Below are 18,355 nucleotides of genomic sequence, written 5' to 3'. Positions count from 1 at the left end.
CCCACGGCACCCGCCGCTGGTTGCGCGGAATTGCCCTGATCGCCGAGCCGTGGACGGCGCGGGTGATGATGGCACCGCGGCCAGGGTCAGCCCGCGGTCTGCTCCGCAAGGTGGTCGACGACGTCGGCGAGCGTCCCACCCCGGCGGGCCACCGACCGCTGGTGCCGCGCCCCGGTGCCGTCGGCTCCCAGCCGCTCCAACCATCCCGCGACGACGTCGTGCTCGCCGTGGGCGCGCAGCACCGGCTCCACCATGTCCAGCAGGTCGCGGGCCAGCGCGGTCGCGGGCCGCAGCCGGCCCGTGCGCGGGTCCACACCCTCGCCGTCCAGGCCGTCGCGGGCCGCCCGCCAGTAGGCTGCCCGCAGCAGCTCGCCGGCGACGTCCGGGGCCGGCTCGCCGGCCTCCACGGCCGCCGACAGGTGCACCACCAGCGCCCGCACCAGCGCCGCGTACCGCGCCGAGTCCTCGGCGGTGACGGCGGAGTCGGCGACCCGGACCTCCAGGGTCGGGTGCCGCTCCGAGGGGCGCACGTCCCAGAAGATGGTGGCCCGGTCGACGAGGGCGCCGACGTCCGTCAGCCGTTGCACCACCTCGTCGTAGTGCTCCGCCGAGTCGAACACCGGCGGCGGGCCGGCCACCGGCCACCGCCCCCAGACGGTGGTCCGCCAGCTCGCGTACCCGGAGTCGCGGTCGTCCCAGTACGGCGAGTTCGCGGTGAGGGTGAGCAGCAGCGGCAGGTACGGCCGCAGGTGGTTGCCGACCAGCACCGCCCGCTGCCGGCTCGGCATCTCCACGTGCACGTGCAGCGCGCACAGCGCCAGCTCGTCGTGCAGGCCCCGGTACGTCTCGTTGCCCCTGCTCTGGCGCGGGCCGACGGTCATCGGCGGCGGCACCACCCCGGCGACGGGGGCGGTGCCGGTGGCCACCACCCGCAGCCCGGCCGTCCGCGCGCAGTCCGCGACGACCTTGCGGGCCTCGGCGAGCTGGGCGGCCAGCTCGCCGAGGGTCTCGCAGGCGTCGGTGCGGGTCTCCAGTTGCAGGGTGGTGATCTCCCCGGAGACCCGCTCCCCGAGCAGCGCGGACGCCGCCCCGACGATCTCGGCGGCCCGGGGCGCCGGGGCCCGGGTGACGGCGTCGACGACCAGGAACTCCTCCTCCACCCCGAAGCGTGGCGGCGTGGTCTGACGCGTGGTGAGGGTCATGGGGCGGTCGTCCTCCCGCTCGCTGAGCCGGCGGCCACGAACGTGGACCGCCGGCGGATGGGCAGCGGCGCGGGGACCGGGCGGCGCGCCGTCTCGACGCACCATTATGGAGGGCGAGCCGGCGCTTGGGGAGCAGCGGCGCGCGTCTTGGTGGAGGCGACGGCGGTCTCCGGCCCGCCGTGGCTTTCAGAGGCGGGCGGGGACGCCCCGGTCCGCGGCGACGCGGCCCCGACGCGGCTGCGCGAGCACTCCGGCGACCGTCGCGGCGAGCAGGGCAGCGCGGTCGGGCATCTGGGTGACGTCCACCCACTCGGTGCGGGCGTGTGACCCACCGCCCACCCCGCCCAGGCCGTCCAGGGTGGCCACGCCCAGCGACCCGGTGAAGTTCGCGTCGGACGCCCCGGCGGCGTGGGCGGCCTCCAGCGGCGGCAGGCCCAGCTCCCGGCCCGCCCGCCGGGCGATCTCCAGCAGCGGCGTCGCCACCGCCTCCTGCAGCGGGTACCGGTTGATCCCGCCGCCCACCACCAGCGCGGCGTCGGTCAGCCAGGGGGTCATCGCGTGGATCAACCGGTCCACCCGGTCGAGCTCCTCCCGGGTCCAGGCGCGCACGTCGACGCAGAACGTCGCCGACTCGGGCACCTGGTTGCTGATGGTGCCCGCGCTGAGCACCGTCGGCGTGACGCTGGTGCCCTCGGCGGCGAACGCCCGCACGGCCAGGACCTGGTGGGCCAGCTCCACCGCCGCGTTCACCCCCCGGTGCGGCTCCACGCCCGCGTGCGCGGCCCGCCCACGTATGGTGATCTCGTACTTCGAGCCGCCCTTGCGGGCGACCTTGACCGCGCCCGTCTCCGTGGACGGCTCGCCCACCAGCACCGCCCGGGAGCGCCGGGCCTGCTGCTCGATCAGCGGCCGGGACGTCGGCGATCCGCTCTCCTCGTCGCAGGTCAGCAGCACCCCCACCCGGGAGGTGTCGGGCAGCAGCGACAGGGCGGTGACCATCTGGACGATGCCGGCCTTCATGTCGCACACCCCGGGGCCGGTGGCGATGCCGTCGGCGAGCGCGAAGGGCCAGTCCCGCACCGTCCCCTCCGGCCACACCGTGTCGTAGTGCCCGAGCAGCAGCACCCGCTGGTCGTCGGCCGGCCAGAGCAGGTGCGGCAGACCGTCGCGCATCACCCGCACGGCGGGGCGGCCCAGCACCGGGCTGATCCAGCTCTCCAACAGGTCGGCGCAGGCGTGCAGCTGACGTACCTCCCCGGGCGGGGATTCCTGGTGCACGAGTTCGCGAAGTCGGTCCACCAGGGCCCCGGCCTGTGCCAGGGCCCCCTGCCGTATGTCCATTGTGTCGACCATGTGGCCGATCGTGGCAGTGCCCCGTACGCAGCGGCAATACGCGTCCGTGCCCTGCTCGTGGCGCTCCGTGTCGGCCCAGGTGCCGGCCCTGGGGACGGCACGCTGGGAGAGATCGCGGTCCGTGTCGCCGGCCCGAACGGGGCACGCAGGAAGAAGCGGACGGGCCGCCGGGGCGGCACCATGCGCAGCAGGACCGCGTTGCCGCCGGCCGCGGCCTGTCACGCCAAGGAGAGCATGTGGCACACATCGATCTGGGCCTGGACGAGGCGGAACACCCGGGGATCACCGGGCTCATGCGCTACCGGCCGGAGACCGCCGTCGCGCTCAACGCGCTGGCCGAGGCGCTGCTGCACGCGCCGCACCCGACCCTCACGGCCGGGGAGCGCGAGCTGATCGCGGCGTACGTCTCCGGGCTCAACGACTGCACGTTCTGCTGCTCGTCGCACTCCGCGTTCGCCGCCGCCCAGCTCGACGGCGGTATGCCGCTGGTGCAGCAGGTCCGGGCGGACCTGGACGCGGCCGAGGTGTCGGCGAAGCTGCGCGGCCTGCTGCGGATCGCGGCGGCGGTGCAGGAGAGCGGGCGGAAGGTGAGCGCGGAGCTGGTCGACGCGGCCCGCGCCGAGGGCGCCACCGATCTGGAGATCCACGACGCGGTGCTGATCGCCGCCTCGTTCTGCATGTTCAACCGCTACGTCGACGGGCTCGGCACCCGGCTGCCGGAGGATCCGGTCGCCTACGAGGAGACCGCGCAGCGGATCAAGACCGGCGGGTACGTCGGCTCGGCCTGACCGGCGCGGACACCGGCGGGCGCGGGGACGCGCCCGCCGGCACGGCGGGGCGCTACCGCGCGTTATACGGCATGGTGGGGAACCAGCCGTAGTCGAACATCGCGGGCAGCCGCACGTCCCAGTAGACGACCATGAACACGCCCAGCGCGATCAGCAGCGCCCCGGTCACCGCGGCGGTGCGGGTGGGGCTGGCGGCCAGCCACTGGATGAACCGGCCCCGGGTGGCCACGATGATCAGCGCGAACAGCGCGGCGACGATGGCGATGTTGCCCAGCGACTGGAGCACGAACGCGCCCGCGCCGTAGAGCGGGTTCCCGGTGTCCACCGCCCAGTGGAACAGCTTGTTGAACAGCGGGTACGGCCGGCCGATGAGGAACCCGCCGACCAGCGCGCCGAGCACCACGACCCGAGCGACCGGGCGGTGCGCGAACGGGTCGGGCAGCGTCCCGAGCGCGGCCAGCCCGAGGTAGACGAAGGCGAGCCCGATCACGCCGAAGACGACCATCGACTGGATCAGGCGTACCGGCAGCCCACCGACCGTGTCGGTGGACAGCTGCGGCAGCCGGTCGCCGAGCAGCACGCCGACGAAGCCGTACACCGCGGAGACCGCCACCATCCCGACGGTGAGCCAACCGACCGGCCGCAGCAGCCCGCGCAGCCCGGCCCGGGTGGCCCCGGCGCCGCCGGCCTGGCTCATCGGGCCGACCGCGGCGGCCATGGCGATGTTGCACGCCGTGAACGTGCCGGCCAGGCCGGAGACGAACGCGAACACCAGGCCCGCGACGGTGCCGCCGATGGCGGTGGCTTTCGCGTCGTGGCCCAGCAGGGCGTTGGCGACGTTGTCACCGATCACGTGGTCGACGAACTCGTACGACCACAGCACCGCGAGCAGGACTCCCGCCGCGACACCGCCCAGGACGATCCGCCCGCGCGCCTGCGGGTGGGTGTGCGCGGCGGCGTGGACCGCGCCTGCGCTTCCGGTGACACTCATGGATGGATTGTGGGGACGGGTCCGCCGATTGGCTTCTTCGATATTGCCGAATCCGCGCCGGGCCCGACGGCAGCCGTGGCGATAGAACGGCAACCTCGAACAAGCGTTCCACCTGCCGCTTCGTCCATCGTGGACGTATGTCGGTCACCCCGCATCAGTGGCGCCGCGTCCGAACCTCCGTGCCCGTCGTCCTGGGGCGGCTGCTCGACCTCGTCGAGGAGGCCCCGCCCGACCGGGCCGCCACCGCGCACTGGACGGTGGCCGACACCATGGCCCACCTGTGCGGCGTCGCCGCGATGGGCCTGTCCCTCGTCCGGGAGACCCCGCCCGACCTTCCGGTGCCCGGCCTGCTCGACCTGCGCCGCCGTACCACGGTCGACACCATCTCGGTGATGAACGCCGAGGTGCTGCGGCATTTCACCGAGCGCCGCCTGCCGGTCCTGGCCGACCGGCTGCGCGCCGACGTCGAGGAGGTGCTGCGGGTGGTCGGGGAGACCGGGCCGGAGCACGAGGTGTCCTGGCTGGGTGGCGCGCGGCTGCCGGTCACCGGGCTGCTGGCCCACCTGCTCAACGAGCTGAACATCCACTCCTGGGACATAGCCGGGGCGCTCGGGAGGCGCTGGGTCATCGACCCCGCCGACGCCGCGCTCTTCGTCGACCTGTTCCTGGTCGACCTGACCCGGCGCAGCTACGGCCGGCTGCTGGACCGCGACGCCCCGGCGCGCCCGGGACGGATCTCGGTGAACTTCCGGCACCGTTTCGGTCCGGAGGTGACCCTGGCCCTGGTCGACGGACGGGTGTCGGTGGAACCGTCGGACCCGCGCCCGGACGTCCGGCTCTCCTTCGACCCGGCCACCTTCACCCTGATGCTGTTCGGGCGGGTGCACCGGATGCGTGCGGTGCTCGCCCGCAAGCTGTCCGTCGGCGGGCGGAGGCCCTGGTTGCTGCCCGTCTTCCTGCGGACCATGCGGATGCCCTCCTGAGCCGAGCGCGGTGGCGTCCCCAGGAACCGGCTCCGGGGCACCCCCGCAATACGGAAGAAGTGTCCGCGCGGCGGCCGGTGCGACCGTGAGGGGGACAAGGTCCACGGACCGGAGAGCCTTCAAGGAGGAAATGGTGACGATCACTGAGACCCCCACGCGCGAGGAGATCCTCCGCCGGGTCGCCAAGGCCGAGCCGGTGCTCCGGGAGCACGTCGCGTGGTCGGAGGAGAACCGGCGGCTGCACGAGGCGACGGTCGAGGCGATGGCCGAGGCGGGCATCTTCCGGATGCGGGTGCCCAAGCGGTACGGCGGCTACGAGTGCGACGGCGCCACCCTGGTCGAGGTCGGCGCGGCGCTGGGCCGCATCGACGGCTCCGTGGCCTGGGTGGCGATGGTGAACTGGATCCCCACGTACCTGGTCTGCATGTTCCCGGACGCGGTGCAGGACGAGGTGTTCTCGACCCCGGACGTGCGGGTCTGCGGCACCAACGCCCCCAAGGGCACCATGGTCCCGGTCGAGGGCGGCTACATCCTCAACGGCCGGTGGCCGTTCGTCAGCGGAGCGCACCACGCGCACTGGATGGAGGCCGCGGCCGTCATCCTGCGCGACGGCGCCGAGCCGGAGCCGGTCATGACCATGGTCCCGATGTCGGACATGGAGTTGGTCGACGACTGGCACACCACCGGGCTGCGCGGCTCCGGCAGCATCACCACGGTGGCCACGGACGTCTTTCTCCCCGCCGAGCGGGTCATCCCGCTGGGGGCCGCGCTCGGTCCGGACACCCTGTCCGAGACCAACCGGAACATCCCCATCTACTCCACCCCGGCCACCCTGGTTGCCGCCGTCTCCGGCGCCGGCATGCTCGCCGGCCTGGCCAAGGCGGCGTGGGACAGCTTCTTCGAGCGGCTGCCCGACCGGAAGATCATCTACACCGAGTACCCGAGCCAGGCCGAGGCCCCGCTGACCCACCTGCGGGTCGGCTCCGCCGCCCACAAGATCGATCAGGCGTTGTTCCACGCCCGGCGCATCGCCGAGGTCGTCGACCACAAGGCGTTCAGCGGCGAGGCGTGGACCGTCGAGGAGCGGGTCCGGGCGCGCGCCGACCAGGGCGAGGCGGCCCGCCTGGCGAAGGAGGTCGCCGACATCTTCCAGATGGCCAGCGGCGGCACCTCCATCTACAGCGACGTGCCGATCCAGCGCATCGTGCGGGATGTCACCTCTGCCGCGCTGCACGGCCTCGTCGTCCCGGACGTCAACACCGAACTGTACGGCCGGGTGCTGTGCGGGCTGGAGCCCAACACCCTCTACCTGTGACGCCTCGCGTCGCGGGGCTCTCCCACCGTCGCTGGTGGGAGGGCCCCCGGGCGCCTGCGTCCGGACCGGGGCGGTGCCGCCGCCGGTCACTGTCCCGGTGCCCGGGCGTACGACGCCCGACGCGTCGCCGCCGTCAGGGTATGGCGGTGGGGGAGGGCGTCGCGGTGCCGCCCCTCGGCGCCTCGGGGGTCATCAGGCGGACGATCGCCTCCCGGTCGGCGGCCGACGGCAGGCCCCAGTCCGGGCGGTAGCCGTAGACCTCCCGCAGCGGCGTGGAGGAGGTCCGGCCGCCGAGGATCTCCACCGCGTCGGCGTCGATCAGCCCGGGGTGCTCCACCCCGCACGCCTCTGCGACCTTGACCAGGTCCCGCCGCAGCGTCCGCAGGTAGTTCGCCGCTCGCACCGACTTCGACGCCGGGTCCAGGCCCCGGGCCAGCCACGGGTTCTGGGTGGCGACCCCGGTCGGGCAGGTGTCGGTGTGGCACTTCTGCGCCTGGATGCAGCCGATTGCCAGCATCGCCTCCCGGCCGACGTTGACCATGTCACAGCCGAGCGCGAACGCCACCACCGCGTTGTCCGGCAGGCCCAGCTTGCCGGCGCCGACGAAGACGACCTGATCGTGCAGCCCCTGCTCGGCGAAGACCTTGTACACCCGGGAGAAGCCCTGCTGGAACGGCAGCGACACCGAGTCGGTGAAGATCAGCGGGGCGGCGCCGGTGCCGCCCTCGCCGCCGTCGACGGTGACGAAGTCGACCCCGCGGCCGGTGTCGCGCATCAGGGTGGTCAGTTCTTCCCAGAAACCGAGGTCGCCGACGGCGGACTTGATCCCCACCGGCAGGCCGGTCTCGGTGGCCAGCAGTTCCACCCAGTCCAGCAGGCTGTCGCAGTCGGAGAACTCGGCGTGCCGGGACGGGCTGACGCAGTCCCGGCCCTGCGGGATGCCCCGGGTCGCGGCGATCTCCGCCGACACCTTCGCCGCCGGCAACAGCCCGCCCAGGGTCGGTTTGGCGCCCTGGCTGAGCTTGACCTCCAGCGCCCGTACCGGCGCGCCGGCGACCAGGTCCCTGAGCCGGGCGAGGTCGAACCGGCCGCGCTCGTCGCGGCAGCCGAAGTACGCGGTGCCGAGCTGGAACACCAACTCCCCACCCCGTCGGTGGTACGGGGACAGGCCCCCCTCGCCGGTGTTCTGTAGGCACCCGGCCAGGGCCGCCCCCCGGTTGAGTGCCGCCACGGCGTTGCCGGACAGCGATCCGAAGCTCATCCCGGAGACGTTGACCACCGACTCCGGCCGGAACGCCCGCGCCCGTCCCCGGGCCGCCCCGAGCACCTTGGCGCACGGCAGCCGTACGTCGTGCCCGGCCGTCGGCGACGACGGCGGCACCGTCCGGCCGAACGTGCGGTGCTTGATGATCGGGTACCCGGCGGTGTACTCGATGTCGTTGTCGGTGCCGAACCCGAAGTAGTTGTTCTCCTGCTTCGCCGAGGCGTACACCCAGCGCCGCTGGTCGCGGGTGAACGGCCGCTCCTCGTTGTTGCCGGCCACGATGTACTGCCGCAACTCCGGCCCGATCGACTCCAGCAGGTACCGGGCCCGACCGATCACCGGGAAGTTGCGCAGCAGCGCGTGGTCACGCTGGAGGACGTCACGGGCGGCCAGCGCCGCGACTGCGGCGGCGACGGCGGGTACGGTTCGACGGACCCATCTCATGGCGTCAGTCTCCCCGGGGTCGCCGGGTTTCGCACGGCAGGCGAGTCCCGTCCGCCTGGGCTGCCTGCCGACCCGGCGGCCCGGCCTCGGCGTGGCGACGCATCTGCGAGCACTCTGCCGGTACGGACGCCGCAGATGCGGGGATCTGGTGAGCTTTCGGGCCGTATCGGCGGCACGGTAGAGTGCCCTCCGTGACGGTGTTCCGGATCGGCGAGGCGGCCGAACTTCTCGGCGTCAGCACGGACACGGTGCGGCGCTGGGTCGACGCCGGCCGCCTCGCCGCCACCCGCGACGAGCACGGCCACCGGGTGCTCGACGGTGTCGACCTGGCCGCGTTCGTCCGCGCCGTGGCTGCCGCGCCCGAGGAGCACGCCGAGCTGTCGTCGGCCCGCAACCGGCTGCGCGGCATCGTCACCGCCGTGGTCAAGGACGCCGTGATGGCCCAGGTCGACATCCAGGCCGGGCCGTTCCGGATCGTGTCGCTGATGAGCCGCGAGGCGGTCGACGACCTGGGCCTCCAGGTCGGCTCGGTCGCCGTCGCGGTGATCAAGTCGACCACGGTCGTGGTGGAACGGCCGGCCCCGCACCCCCCGCGAGGAAGGACCGGCCCGTGACCGCACGCGGGAACCCGGGGACCCGTCGGACCCGCGCCGCCCTGACCGGGGCGGTCGCCCTGGCCCTCGCCGTCACCGGCTGCGCCGGCGGGTCCGACCCGGCCGCGGGCGGCGACGGGGTGCGTGGCCCGGTCGCCGTCTTCGCGGCGGCGTCGCTGACCGAGTCGTTCACCCGGCTGGGCACCGAGTTCGAGGCCGCCCACCCGGGCACGACGGTCACCTTCAGCTTCGCCGGCAGCTCCGCCCTGGCCACCCAGGTCAACCAGGGCGCACCCGCCGACGTGTTCGCCGCCGCGTCCCCGGCCACCATGCGTACGGTCAGCGACGCCGGCAACGCCGACGGACCCCCGGTCACCTTCGCCCGTAACCAGCTCGTCATCGCCGTGCCGGAGGGCAACCCGCGGTCGGTGGCCGGGCTGGCCGACCTGACCCGGCCCGGGACGAAGGTCGCGCTGTGCGCCCCGCAGGTGCCCTGCGGCGCGGCGGCCCGCACCGCCCTCGACGCCGCCGGTGTGCCGCTCACCCCGGTCACCCTCGAACAGGACGTCAAGGGCGCGCTGTCCAAGCTGCGCCTCGGCGAGGTCGACGCCGCGCTGGTCTACCGCACCGACGCCGCCGCCGCGTCCGAGGTGGACGCCGTGGAGTTCCCCGAGTCCGCCGGGGCCGTCAACGACTACCCGATCGTCGTGCTCCGGCAGGCCGGCAACCCGGCCGCCGCGCGGGAGTTCGTCGCGTACGTGCGGTCCGAGCGGGGCCGCGCCGCGCTGACCGCCGCCGGGTTCCAGCCCCCACGGGCCTGACCTGCGGTGGTACGAGCCCACTCGGCGACACCGCGCCGCCGCGTCCCCGGCCGGCGGATGCCCGTCGCCCTGTTCGCCCCGGCGGGGCTCGGGCTGATCTTCCTCGTGCTGCCCCTCGTCGGGCTGCTCGCCCGCGTTCCGTGGGCCACCCTGCCGCAACGGCTGGCCGCGCCGGGGGTGCTCACCGCGCTGCGGCTGTCCCTGCTCACCGCCACGGTCGCCACGCTGGCCTGCGTCGTCCTCGGCGTACCCCTGGCATGGCTGCTGGCCCGGGTGGAGTTCCCCGGCCGGCGGCTGGTCCGGGCGCTGGTCACCGTGCCGCTGGTGCTGCCGCCGGTGGTCGGCGGCGTCGCCCTGCTGCTGGTCTTCGGGCGGCGGGGCCTGCTCGGCGGCTGGCTCGACGCCACCTTCGGGATCACCCTGCCGTTCACCACCGCCGGGGTCGTCCTCGCCGAGGCGTTCGTGGCCATGCCGTTCTTGGTCATCGCCGTCGAGGGCGCGCTGCGCGGCGCCGACGTCCGGTACGAGGAGGCCGCCGCCACCCTCGGTGCCGGCCGGTGGACCACCTTCACGCACGTCAGCCTGCCGCTGGTCGCCCCCGGGGTGGCCGCCGGGGCGGTGCTGTGCTGGGCCCGCGCCCTCGGCGAGTTCGGCGCCACCATCACCTTCGCCGGCAACTTCCCGGGCCGCACCCAGACCATGCCCCTGGCCGTGTACCTGGCCCTGGAGACCGACCTGGAGGCCGCGATCGTGCTCAGCCTCGTCCTGCTCACCGTCTCCGTGGCCATCCTCGCCGGGCTGCGCGACAAGTGGACGGCCGGCCCGTGACCGTCGCCGCGCCGCCTGGCGACCCCGGCCCGCCGCCGCTGCTGGACGCCCACCTCGTCGCCGACCGGGGCGGCTTCCACCTCGACGTCGCCCTGCGGGTACGCGCCGGGGAGGTGGTGGCGCTGCTCGGCCCCAACGGTGCCGGCAAGACCACCGCCCTGCGCGTCCTGGCCGGCCTGCACCCGCTGACCGCCGGCCACCTCACCCTCGGCGGGGCCGACCTCGACCGCCCCGACCGCCGGGCGTGGATCCCGCCGGAGCGCCGCCCGGTCGGCGTCGTCTTCCAGGACTACCTGCTCTTCCCGCACCTGAGCGCCCGGGACAACGTCGCCTTCGGCCCGCGCCGGCGCGGCGCCGACCGGCGGGCCGCCCGGGCCGTCGCCGACGCCTGGCTGGCCCGGGTCGGCCTCGCCGAGCACGCCCGGCGCCGGCCCCGGCAGCTCTCCGGCGGGCAGGCGCAGCGGGTCGCGCTGGCCCGGGCCCTCGCCGTCGATCCCACCCTGCTGCTGCTCGACGAGCCGCTCGCCGCCCTCGACGCCCGCACCCGCCTGGACACCCGCGCCGAGCTGCACCGTCACCTCGCCGCCCATCCGGGCGCGACCGTGCTGGTCACCCACGATCCCCTCGACGCGCTGGTGCTCGCCGACCGGCTGGTCATCGTGGAGGACGGGCGGGTCGTCCAGACCGGCGACGCGGCCACCGTCACCGCCCGCCCCCGCACCGACTACGTCGCCCGCCTGGTCGGGCTCAACCTGCACCGGGGCCACGCCGACGGCCACCGGGTCCGGGTCGGCGGGCTGACCCTCACCGCCGCCGACAGCGTGGCCGGCGAGGCGTTCGTGGCGTTCCCGCCGGCCGCCGTCGCGCTGCACCCCGCCCGGCCCGAGGGCAGCCCCCGCAACACCTGGTCAGCCACCGTCGCCGGGGTGCAGCGGCACGGCGACAACCTGCGCGTCCAGCTCGACGGGCCGCTGTCCGTCGCCGCCGACGTCACCCCGGCCGCCGCCGCGCAGCTGCGGCTGGTCCCGGGGCTGGCGGTGTGGGCGGCGGTCAAGGCCGCCGAGACCCGCGCGTACCCGGTGGAGCGCTGACCGCACGGCACGGCGACCCGCCGGCACCGGGGTCACCGGGTGCCGGCGGGTCGCCGTAATCGGGCGCGGGGTCAGCTCGCGGTGCAGGACGGGGTACCCGACGGCGGGGTGCCGGCGCCCTGGAAGCCGAACTCGGTCGACTGCCCGGCGGTGAGCTGACCGTTGTAGGCCACGTTGCTGAACCGGACCGTTCCGGTGGTGCCGCTGCCCTGCGCGCTCCACGCGTTGGTGACCGCCGTGCCCGCCGGCAGCGTGACGGTGGCGGCCCAGCCGTTGGTGCCGGACGAGCCGGCGGTCACCCGCACCGTCGCCACGAAGCCCCCGGTCCAGGTCTGCAGGGACAACGAGGCCGTGCAGCCCGCGCCGGGCGGCGGGGTGGTCGGGGGAGGAGTGGTGGGCGGGGGCGTGGTGGGAATGGACGTGCCGCTGTTCAGCGCGTCCAGGGTGGCGGTGTACGCGGCCTTCTTGTTGCCGTTGCCGTCGAACAGCAGCGGGGTGCCGCTGGCCCGCCAGGAGTCGGTGTCCCGGATGCCCCACACCGAGATGCCGGTGCAGCGGGACACCGCCAGGCAGGCCTTGGTGACGTTGGCGTACGAGGTGGCCTGCGCCGTGCCGGAGCCCTCGATGTCCAGCTCGGTGATCTGCACGTCGAGGCCGAGGTTGGCGAACCGCTGCAGGTTGGCCTGGTAGTCGCCCGGCACCGGCGAGGCGCTGTTGAAGTGCGACTGGAATCCGACGCAGTCGATCGGCACGCCCCGGGCCTTGAAGTCGGAGACCATCGCGTACACCGCGTTGGACTTCGCGTTCTGCCCGTCGGTGTTGTAGTCGTTGTAGCAGAGCTTCGCGCCGGGGTCGGCGGCGCGGGCGGCGCGGAACGCCACCTCGATCCAGTCGTTGCCGGTGCGCTGGAGGTTCGAGTCGCGCCGGGCGCCGCTGCCGCCGTCGGCGAACGCCTCGTTGACCACGTCCCAGGAGTGGATCTTGCCCCGGTAGTAGGTGGCGACCTGGGTGACGTGGTTGACCATCGCCGAGCGCAGCGCGCTGCCGCTGAGGTTCTGCGCCCAGCCGGGCTGCTGGGAGTGCCAGGCCAGCGCGTGGCCCCGCACCTGCATCCCGTTGGCGCGGGCGTGGTTGACGATGCGGTCGGCGTTGGCGTAGCTGAACTGGCCCTGGGACGGCTCGGTCGCGTCCCACTTCATCTCGTTCTCGGGAGTGACCATGTTGAACTCGCGGTTCAGGATCCCGACGTACGTGGAATCCGACAGCTTGTTCGCCGCCACCGCGGTGCCGAAGTAGCGGCCCTTCTCGGCCGCCGAGGTGGCGAGGGTGGTGCCGGCGCTGGCCGCGGTGGCCAGCGCCAGCACCATGCCGGCGGCCACGGTGCCGACGGCGGCGGAGACCAGCGCCGCGCGTCGGCCCGGTCGAACCCTGGCGCTTCCGCGGTCGCGTGCTGCTGAGCTGCTCATGCCTGACTGCCCTCCGGGGGATCGAAGTCGTCGCGCGGCCGACGACATCAGCGACTTTCGATACATGCTATCGAGAAGTTTCGGAAAGCTCTAGCCCGACATTCGCCGGTCATGCGCCCGCCAGCGAGGCCGAAAGTTTCGGAACCTGGCCGGTGGGGCGGCCCGGTCAGAGCACCTGGGACAGGAAGCGGCGCAGCCGGGGGTGCTCGGGACGCTCGAAGATCGCCGCCGGCTCGCCGGCCTCCAGGACCACCCCGCCGTCCATGAACGCCACGGTGTCGGCGACCTCGCGGGCGAAGCCCATCTCGTGGGTCACCACCACCATGGTCATGCCGCCCGCCGACAGTTCCGCCATGATGCCCAGCACCCCCTTGACCAGCTCCGGATCCAGGGCCGAGGTCGCCTCGTCGAAGAGCATCACCTGCGGCTGCAGCGCCAGCGCCCGGGCGATCGCCACCCGCTGCTGCTGCCCGCCGGACAGGTGCGCCGGGCGGGCGTCGGCTCGGCCGGCCAGCCCGACCCGCTCCAGCTGGGCGCGGGCCACCTGCGCGGCCTCGTCCTCGCCCAGCCGCTTGAGCCGGCGCAGCGCCAGGGTGATGTTGCGCAGGACCGTCATGTGCGGGAAGAGGTTGAACTGCTGGAACACCATGCCGACCCGCTGGCGCAGCGCGTCCGGGTCGTCGCCCAGCACGCTGCGCCCGTCCAGCAGCACGTCCCCGCGGTCCGGCTCGATGAGCCGGTTGATCGTGCGCAGCAGGGTGGACTTGCCCGACCCGGACGGCCCGATGACGCAGACCGTGCCGCCCCGGCCGACGTCCAGGCTCGCGCCGCGCAGCACCCGGTTGGCGCCGAAGGCGAGGTGCACGTCCCGCACGCTCAGGCTCACCGGGGTCGTCGTGCCGGTCGCGGTGCTCATCGCTCGTCCTTTCCCGTGCTCGCGCGGGCGGCGGCGTCGCCGGGCAGCGCGTTCTGCCCGGCGAGCGCCAGTGCGCTGTCGTCCTCGGCCGCCGTGGCCGGCCGGCCCTGCCGCAGCCGCCGGTCGATCCAGTTCACCGCGTGGGTCAGCGGCACGGTCAGCGTCAGGTAGAGCAGGCCCGCCAGCAGGAGCGCCGACTCGTTGCCGGTGGTCGCCGCGTGGTCCTGCCCGATCCGGAACAGCTCTCGCTGGCTGGCCACCAGGCCGAGGAAGTAGACCAGGCTGGAGTCCTTGATCAGGGCGATGAGCTGGTTCACCCAGGCCGGCAGCACCCGGCGGACCCCCTGCGGGATGATCACCAGCCGCATCGCCTCGCCCCAGGAGAACCCCAGCGCCCGGGCCCCCTCCAGCTGGGCGGCCTCCACGCTCTGGATGCCGGCCCGGAAGATCTCCCCGATGTACGCCGACGCGATCAGCGACAGCGCCAGGATGCCCAGCGGGTACGGGTTCGGCCCCCACACCTGCATGCCCAGCGGCGCCAGGCCGACGCCGATGAGCAGGATCGTCGCCGCCGCCGGCAGGCCGCGGAAGACGTCCGTGTACACCCGCGCCGGCCAGCGCAACCACCGGGTACGCGAGATGCCCGCGACCGCCAGCAGCATGCCCAGCAGCGAGCCGAGCAGGGCGGCCGAGATCGCCAGGATCAGCGTGTTGGGCAGCCCGACGGTCAGCATCTCGGGCAGCGCCGCACGCATGGAGTCCCAGTCGAAGAAGGTCTCCCACAGGGTGCTCAGTGGATCCATCAGTCGTCTTCCCGTCCGCCCCGCTCGCTGGTCATCCGTACCGTCGGCCCGGCGTCGCCCGTGCCGTCACGCCCGCGTGCTCAGGACGACGCCGACGGCGCGGCCGACCCGGACGGGGCCGCCGCCGACGCGCCGGGCACCGGCACCGAGCCGCTGCCCGGCTTGAAGTCCGCCGGGATCGGCCGGCCCGGGTAGTACTGCTCCTGCAACCGGCTCCACGTGCCGTCGGCGATGACCTCGTCGAGGCCCTTGTCCAGCGCCGCGCGCAGCGCGTCGTTGCCCTTGGCCACCGCGTACGCGGTCGGTGTGGAACTGAGCTGCTTCGCGGCCACCGTGATCTTCCCGCCGCTGTCGGCGGCGGACTTGTCGCCGATCTCGGCCGGGGCGATCCAGGCGTCGGCGGTGCCCGCCTTGAGCTGGTTGAGCGCGCCGTTGTAGTCCGGCACCCGCACCGGGTCCAGCTTCTGGCCGGTGGCGTAGTCGTCCTGCACGGTGCCCTGCACGACCACCACCCGCTTGCCGGCGAGCTGGTCGAACCCGGTGATCGGGGATCCGGCCGGGACGTCCAGCCCGAAGTAGCCGAAGTCGTAGCCGTTGCCGAAGTCGACGGTCTTCTTCCGCGCCTCGGTGATGGTGATCGAGGAGCTGCCCACGTCGAACTTGCGGTTGTTGACCTGTGACAGCAGCGCGGAGAAGTCGGTGCCGACGAACTCCACCCGCAGGCCGATCTTGTCCGCGACCGCGGTGAGCAGGTCGTTGTCGAAGCCGGTGAACTTTCCGTCCTTCAGGTACACGTTCGGCGGCGCGTCGGTGAGGGTGCCGGCCCGCAGCACGCCGGGCTGGACCAGGCCGTACGGGTTGTCGGCGGCGGCCGAGGTGTCGTCGCCGCAGGCGGTGAGGGTGGCAGCGCCGACGACGGCCGCGACGCCCAGCGCGGCGAACCTGGTCAGGGCAGGGAGGAATCGCACAGGTGTCTCCTGGGATGAGGGCGGCGCGCGGACGGCACGCCGCCGGACGCGGCACGCCGGTGGGCTGCCGCGGAAGGGGCTACTACGGAAGGGGGAGGCGCTCAGCGCGCCGCGTGACGGCGACAGCCGTCGCTGCACACCCGCATCAGGCCCACGTGCCGACGCCTGATCAGCGCGGGGCGGGATGGTGACGCGGCCGGGGCGCAAGGACAAGCAGACATGGTTCTCCAAGGTCGGTGTTGACCTGGGGACCAGGCCACGCTTGCACCGGGGAAACTCCGGTGCCTGGTCTTCACCCGGGGCACCCCACCGCGGAGGAGGGTTGCCGGCCAGCGAGCCGGGGCTTGACGCTGGCGCTCATGACCTGGTGAGGAGCCTAGCAGCGGCACCGGGCCGGGCGTCCAGTCGTTATGACCACGCTCACCCTGAGTAAGTGCTCCGGCCGGCACGTCGGACATCGCCCTCACCCGGGATGCAGCCTCCCGTGCGGGGCCGGTGCCGAGCGTTGCCGGACCCCGCCCAGAGATGATCACCACTGATAGTGCGCGCCTGCGACCTGCTGCGCATGCTCAGCCGCGACGGCACCCCGACGCCGCTGGGGCAGGCCTTGGCGGGCACGGGCGCATCCCCAAGACCCTGCACCTCCTGGCCATGATCGTTGATCAGCGGCGGAGCGTGTGGCCGAGGCTCGCGGCGAACCGGGCTATGGGGTCCTCGGCGGCTGGCGCCGGGCCGAAGACCTCGGCCTGGTGGGCGGTGTCGGCGACGTGGCGTCCGGTGTGGAACCAGTCGACCATAGCGCTCATGTCCTGACCACGGGCGCGAACGGACTCGTCACGATCGGCCGGGCCGAGGCTCATCTGCGCACGCTCCGCCACGGGTTACGCCAAGCCACGGGTGACGCCAACGCCGGCTCTGCCATGGCTGGCCACTCCGAGCAGACCCGGGGCTGAGTCAGGGCCCACCAACCATTACCGGAGGTGATGAGGGCAGCCCCATGGAGGACGAACTCGCGACAGTGGAATAGGCGCTCCCACCGGTATCAACCCCGGGCTCCCCAGGGGTGCCGGGCGTGCGTGGTGGGGCGGACCCACTACCGGACCCGCCCCACCACGACCGGGGCCGGTCAGCCCGCCTGGAACGACTGGCGGACCACGCCGCCGACGAGCGCGCACCAGGTGCTCGTGCCGACCTTGCCGTTCGGGTGCAGGCCGTGCAGCCGCTGGAGGTCCTGGACGGCCTTCTTGGTGGCGTGGTCGAACTCGCCGGTCACCGTGACGTCGGCGTAGCCCTTGGAGTTCAGGATGAACTGGACGGCGCTGACCGGGGCGCCGGTGGCGTTCTTGTCCAGCTCGGGTGCGAGGGTCTCCCAGGTCGGCCCCGTGAGGGTGGCGTCGACGTCGACCGGGATGCCGTTGCGGGCCTGCCAGTCCTGCACGGCGACGACGGTCGCGGCGTCGAACGTGTTGTTCACCGGCACGACGTAGCCGTGATGGGTGAGCAGGTACTTCACCACCCGCACGGTCGGGGAGCCGACGAACCGCCACAGGTCCGGCCAGCGGCGGGCCGGCACGTCGCCGATGTCGGTGCCCAGCTCGCGGAAGACCCGCCGGCGCAGTTCCGGGAACTGCCGGTAGAACGCGGCTCCCGGGCACGCGGTGGCGCGGAAGTCCCAGTGCCCGAAGATGTCGTGGGCGTGCAGGCCGTACCGGCGGCCGATCGTGGCGCAGAGCTGGACCAGCGAGTCCAGCAGCTCCTGCGGCGGCGTCTCGGTGACGTACGTGCCCTCGTTCTCGATGCCGATGGCCCGGCCGTTCTCCCCGGGGCAGTGCGCCGAGATCACCTGCCGGTCGCCGGCGGCCAGCCGCTCGAGGCTGCCGCGCCGGCCCTCCAGCACGTGTCCGCCCCGGCTGACGGTGAAGTGCTGGCCGGTGTCGGACCAGCCGTTGCCGTCCATGTGCAGGTTCTGACAGTCCCGGGCCAGCTTCACGGCCTGGTCCCGCGAGTAGTCGGTGACGTTCGGGAACGCCATGTGGTGCACGATGATCTTGTTGGTGGCGATGGCGCTGAGCGGCAGGGAACCGGACGGCGGTCTGGCTCCCCACTCGTCGCAGCTGATGATCCAGTCGACGTCCGATCCGGACGCGGCCTGCGCGGTGGCGGGGATCGCGAGTTCCGTGCCGACGACGGCGACGGCCGCCGCGCCGAGACCGGCCCGCAACAGGGTGCGGCGGTCCAGCTCGGGGTGGTCGAAGTGCATGGCATCTCCTCTGTGGCCGACGACGACGGGGGTGTAAAGGAGCTTCAGGGACAACGCGTGAGGTGGAGGATATTTCCAACCGACGCGCAACACCAGAGGTGACCGGCGGTGAGTCGGCGTCCGAACGGGTGCCCGACGCCCTCCCCGTTTACCTAGCCTCCTAGGATGCGTTAGGGGGAGTGGCACCGTCCACAGTCGAGCCGAAAGGCAACAGGCTGGGGGCCGGCCTCCGGTGCCGACAATGCAACCGTTGCGCCGATGGCGGACTG

General features: G+C 73.6%; 17 protein-coding genes and 1 riboswitch. Of the genes, 7 read left to right on the top strand and 10 right to left on the bottom strand.

Annotated elements, in window-relative coordinates:
* Positions 1-86: 86 nt before the first annotated feature.
* On the bottom strand, positions 87-1,202 hold the full coding sequence (locus tag ACFYZF_RS08490; protein ID WP_387017290.1) for a glutamate--cysteine ligase: 1,116 nt from the start codon (positions 1,200-1,202) through the stop codon (positions 87-89).
* 186 nt (positions 1,203-1,388) lie between these two features.
* Positions 1,389-2,543, bottom strand: a complete 1,155-nt coding sequence (locus ACFYZF_RS08485) for a M20/M25/M40 family metallo-hydrolase (RefSeq protein WP_387017288.1) — start codon at positions 2,541-2,543, stop codon at positions 1,389-1,391.
* A 248-nt stretch (positions 2,544-2,791) separates the two neighbouring features.
* On the opposite strand from ACFYZF_RS08485, the gene ACFYZF_RS08480 reads away from it, so the two are divergent.
* Positions 2,792-3,343, top strand: coding sequence for a peroxidase-related enzyme (locus tag ACFYZF_RS08480; RefSeq protein WP_350889695.1), 552 nt, complete (start codon positions 2,792-2,794; stop codon positions 3,341-3,343).
* 52 nt (positions 3,344-3,395) lie between these two features.
* On the opposite strand, the gene ACFYZF_RS08475 is transcribed toward ACFYZF_RS08480, so the two are convergent.
* Positions 3,396-4,334: a hypothetical protein gene (locus ACFYZF_RS08475; RefSeq protein ID WP_387017286.1), complete on the bottom strand. Its 939-nt coding sequence runs from the start codon at positions 4,332-4,334 to the stop codon at positions 3,396-3,398.
* Between the two features lie 179 nt (positions 4,335-4,513).
* Between ACFYZF_RS08475 and ACFYZF_RS08470 the strand changes: the two genes are divergently transcribed.
* Entirely contained in the window at positions 4,514-5,317 is an 804-nt protein-coding gene (locus ACFYZF_RS08470; protein ID WP_387017284.1) for a maleylpyruvate isomerase N-terminal domain-containing protein, read from the top strand.
* A gap of 130 nt (positions 5,318-5,447) precedes the next feature.
* Complete coding sequence (locus ACFYZF_RS08465; RefSeq protein ID WP_387017282.1) at positions 5,448-6,632, top strand: acyl-CoA dehydrogenase family protein; 1,185 nt, start codon at positions 5,448-5,450, stop codon at positions 6,630-6,632.
* Between the two features lie 133 nt (positions 6,633-6,765).
* Here the strand turns inward: ACFYZF_RS08465 and ACFYZF_RS08460 are convergent, their stop codons facing one another.
* Positions 6,766-8,340, bottom strand: a complete 1,575-nt coding sequence (locus ACFYZF_RS08460) for a glutamate synthase-related protein (protein ID WP_387017280.1) — start codon at positions 8,338-8,340, stop codon at positions 6,766-6,768.
* Between the two features lie 191 nt (positions 8,341-8,531).
* On the opposite strand from ACFYZF_RS08460, the gene ACFYZF_RS08455 reads away from it, so the two are divergent.
* From ACFYZF_RS08455 to ACFYZF_RS08440, 4 genes are read left to right on the top strand one after another with little or no spacing between them, the layout of a single operon-like run.
* Positions 8,532-8,954, top strand: a complete 423-nt coding sequence (locus ACFYZF_RS08455) for a molybdopterin-binding protein (RefSeq protein ID WP_387017278.1) — start codon at positions 8,532-8,534, stop codon at positions 8,952-8,954.
* A complete protein-coding gene (modA, locus tag ACFYZF_RS08450; RefSeq protein ID WP_387017276.1) occupies positions 8,951-9,754 on the top strand; it encodes a molybdate ABC transporter substrate-binding protein in 804 nt (267 codons plus the stop codon). The genes ACFYZF_RS08455 and modA overlap by 4 nt, the downstream gene beginning before the upstream one ends.
* Before the next feature lie 57 nt (positions 9,755-9,811).
* Complete coding sequence (locus ACFYZF_RS08445) at positions 9,812-10,582, top strand: ABC transporter permease (protein ID WP_387017274.1); 771 nt, start codon at positions 9,812-9,814, stop codon at positions 10,580-10,582.
* Positions 10,579-11,673: an ABC transporter ATP-binding protein gene (locus ACFYZF_RS08440; protein WP_387017272.1), complete on the top strand. Its 1,095-nt coding sequence runs from the start codon at positions 10,579-10,581 to the stop codon at positions 11,671-11,673. Before ACFYZF_RS08445 ends, ACFYZF_RS08440 begins: the two co-directional genes overlap by 4 nt.
* 71 nt (positions 11,674-11,744) lie before the next feature.
* On the opposite strand, the gene ACFYZF_RS08435 is transcribed toward ACFYZF_RS08440, so the two are convergent.
* The 6 genes from ACFYZF_RS08435 to ACFYZF_RS08410 form a co-directional block, all read right to left on the bottom strand.
* On the bottom strand, positions 11,745-13,139 hold the full coding sequence (locus tag ACFYZF_RS08435; protein ID WP_387017270.1) for an endo-1,4-beta-xylanase: 1,395 nt from the start codon (positions 13,137-13,139) through the stop codon (positions 11,745-11,747).
* Positions 13,140-13,305: 166 nt separating this feature from the next.
* Positions 13,306-14,055, bottom strand: coding sequence for an amino acid ABC transporter ATP-binding protein (locus ACFYZF_RS08430; RefSeq protein WP_387017268.1), 750 nt, complete (start codon positions 14,053-14,055; stop codon positions 13,306-13,308).
* Complete coding sequence (locus ACFYZF_RS08425) at positions 14,052-14,858, bottom strand: amino acid ABC transporter permease (RefSeq protein WP_350889650.1); 807 nt, start codon at positions 14,856-14,858, stop codon at positions 14,052-14,054. Before ACFYZF_RS08425 ends, ACFYZF_RS08430 begins: the two co-directional genes overlap by 4 nt.
* An 80-nt stretch (positions 14,859-14,938) precedes the next feature.
* Positions 14,939-15,826 carry an ABC transporter substrate-binding protein gene (locus tag ACFYZF_RS08420; RefSeq protein ID WP_387017266.1) on the bottom strand — a complete coding sequence of 296 codons (888 nt, stop codon included), beginning with the start codon at positions 15,824-15,826 and terminating at the stop codon, positions 14,939-14,941.
* Between the two features lie 253 nt (positions 15,827-16,079).
* A riboswitch (SAM riboswitch) is annotated at positions 16,080-16,191 on the bottom strand.
* Positions 16,192-16,488: 297 nt separating this feature from the next.
* Positions 16,489-16,632 (bottom strand): hypothetical protein, encoded by a 144-nt coding sequence (locus ACFYZF_RS08415; RefSeq protein ID WP_387017264.1) that lies wholly within the window; start codon positions 16,630-16,632, stop codon positions 16,489-16,491.
* Positions 16,633-16,952: 320 nt separating this feature from the next.
* Complete coding sequence (locus tag ACFYZF_RS08410; protein WP_387017263.1) at positions 16,953-18,086, bottom strand: peptidoglycan-binding protein; 1,134 nt, start codon at positions 18,084-18,086, stop codon at positions 16,953-16,955.
* Positions 18,087-18,355: the final 269 nt, after the last annotated feature.

Source organism: Micromonospora sp. NPDC001898 (assembly GCF_042891255.1).
Taxonomy (GTDB): Bacteria; Actinomycetota; Actinomycetes; order Mycobacteriales; family Micromonosporaceae; genus Micromonospora.
The sequence above is the reverse complement of the archived record's forward strand: the minus strand, read 5'-3'. Positions and strand labels throughout refer to the sequence as shown.